General features: G+C 51.4%; 3 protein-coding genes. All 3 read left to right on the top strand.

Going from position 1 to position 2,288, the window contains the following annotated elements; all coding sequences use genetic code 11:
- Window positions 1-82: 82 nt before the first annotated feature.
- Entirely contained in the window at window positions 83-688 is a 606-nt protein-coding gene (locus G565_RS0120735; RefSeq protein WP_028672512.1) for a hypothetical protein, read from the top strand.
- A gap of 3 nt (window positions 689-691) precedes the next feature.
- Entirely contained in the window at window positions 692-1,321 is a 630-nt protein-coding gene (locus tag G565_RS0120730; protein WP_028672511.1) for a hypothetical protein, read from the top strand.
- On the top strand, window positions 1,318-2,288 hold a 971-nt coding region (locus G565_RS25330; protein WP_037340854.1), incomplete at its 3' end, for a hypothetical protein. The genes G565_RS0120730 and G565_RS25330, both read left to right, overlap by 4 nt.

Below are 2,288 nucleotides of genomic sequence, written 5' to 3'. Positions count from 1 at the left end.
TGACACCAAGACTTTGGAAAGAACGCTTCGCTGCTGATCCGAGGCAATCAGATCTTTATATGGCCTGCAACCACTCCGTAGAATGACCGGTTACAGTATCAAAGCCATGAACGGTCAGAGCACCACTGTCACCAACGGCGACCTGCAACTGCAAGTACAGTCCGGCGCTGCCATTCATCAGATAAATGGCAACATTCACATTCAGGGCAATGGCAATGGCGACATTCTACTGAAGCAAGGTGACGGCGGCGTTAAAATCGATCCCAGTGGCAACATTAAACTGTTCGGGAAGAAGGTCACCTTGAATGGCCAGAACGGCGTTATTTTTAACGGCGAGGTGCACTATGAGGTTGGGGCTGGGAATGAACCAGAGGAAGGCCCAGCCATCAACACCCCCGAGATTCCGCGTACTGAATCGCTCGAACTCGACGGTATACCACCTGTTGAAGTTTCGCCCCATGCTTACGAACGTGACACCCGGGCCCATGATGAGAATGCCCGGGAATGGGTCAGCCTGGCTGTCACTGACGAGGCTAACCAACCGATACCACACGCCGACGTAGTGGTCACACGGGAAGATGGTACTGAAATTCTGGCGCGAGCCGACGAGCAGGGCTACCTGCGTTTGCAAAAAGACGGCCTCAAAGGCGCCACGGCCGAAGTGCTGTACCACAGTATCAAGGAGTGAACGATGTCCACAAGAACCGTCCGATACGATGAATGCGTGATTTCCATAGCGACGGAAGCCGGCGTGTCTGTCGACACCCTGATGCAGCATCCCGAAAACCAGGCACTGCTGGAACCCCGACACCGGTCTGGCTGCCTGGCGCCTGGCGACGTTCTGACGTTGCCGGAACAACAGCGTGGTCGCCCACTGGCGCTGAACGAACATACTGAGTTGCCGGTTCGGAAACCCCGGTTCCGACTCGCCGTGACTCTCTACCAGGAAAACCAGGAACCCCTGGCCAACCAGGAAGTGCGTTTCGTTTGGCCTGATGGGCCCAGTCCCCTGATCGGCGAGACAGATGCCAATGGGGTTATCCGCTTTCAACTCCCACTTAACTGTCGCGCCGGCTTGCTCGCCTACGAATACGATAACGCCGTTACCTTTCAACCGATTACCCTTGGTACCCTGTTGCCCTATGAGACGCCCACAGGGAAAATTCAGCGCTTGTGTGCCCTGAAGGGTCAGGCGGTTACACCTAATGCGGTTTCAGTAACAGCAGAGCAAAGCGAGATACTGGTGCAAGCAGCCGCACAGGACGCCGGGCAAGAGCCGGGCGCATTTGAAACTCTTTTGAAAGGCAAATCTGACTTATGACAATCCCAAAATTGGTTCAGCAGGCGGCCTTGATCGTGTTCTGCAGTGTCGTGAGTGTGGCTTGCCAGGCGGATGAGCCCAAGCCTCTGCCTGAGTTGCCCTTGACGGTGGAGGGAATAGAGGCATTTGCTGACCCTGGGGATGTAGAGTTGTTGAATAGTATGACTTATTTTACAAAAACTTCTAAGGAGTATCTGTATCGCAATTCATCAATTCTGGAGTACTTGCAGCCAATTTATAATGACGAAGGTATCGTGCCTTGGTTATATCCGGGCGTTATAGTTAAGTCTAGGGATAAAATAGAATCAGAAACTTGGATCACTGAACATAGACAATCCCCAGGTTCAGCCAATCCAATCTGGACTCGCGACGGGCGCCTTTTCTATAGAAGCTTTATCGAAGTAACAAGAAGTGATGTGGACGTTATTAATCAATTTGAAGAGCTGTCTATCCTCGGGATAATTGATACCGTTGAATCGCCGTTCGATATCAACTGGATAAGTACTAAGCTGCCGCTAAGAGCATTCCATTTACATGCTCCTGATATAGTGAGCGCGAGCTCGGTCTGCCAATATCCACAGATACAGTTTATCCGGTACATTAGTTCAGGTCTTAACGGTGAATTTAACACTGCTGGTTGTTCGGCTGAACTAGAAACTCTACTCGTAACCCATAGCAACGTGGAAAACCTGACCGTAACCCAGCTTCCTGCTTTGGGTACGTTGAACCTCTTTGGTAGCGATATCAAACAGCTTCAAGTAGATGGCGAAACACTCCCGAACCTAAAAAGTATATTGCTGGGCGAAGCGAGTGTGCCCTCCGATATGTCTCGTGTTCATTTACCTGAAGGCCTGGTTCAATTGCTGATGCTCCGGGTAACCGATAACGACCTGTCGCAATTGGTGCTTCCAGAGAATCTGCAATATTTGGACCTGCCCGCAGCTCAATTGGATGACTACAGCTTCAT

This window comes from Saccharospirillum impatiens DSM 12546 (genome assembly GCF_000423605.1).
Taxonomy (GTDB): Bacteria; Pseudomonadota; Gammaproteobacteria; order Pseudomonadales; family Natronospirillaceae; genus Saccharospirillum; species Saccharospirillum impatiens.
This window is presented reverse-complemented; position numbering and strand designations above follow the sequence as displayed.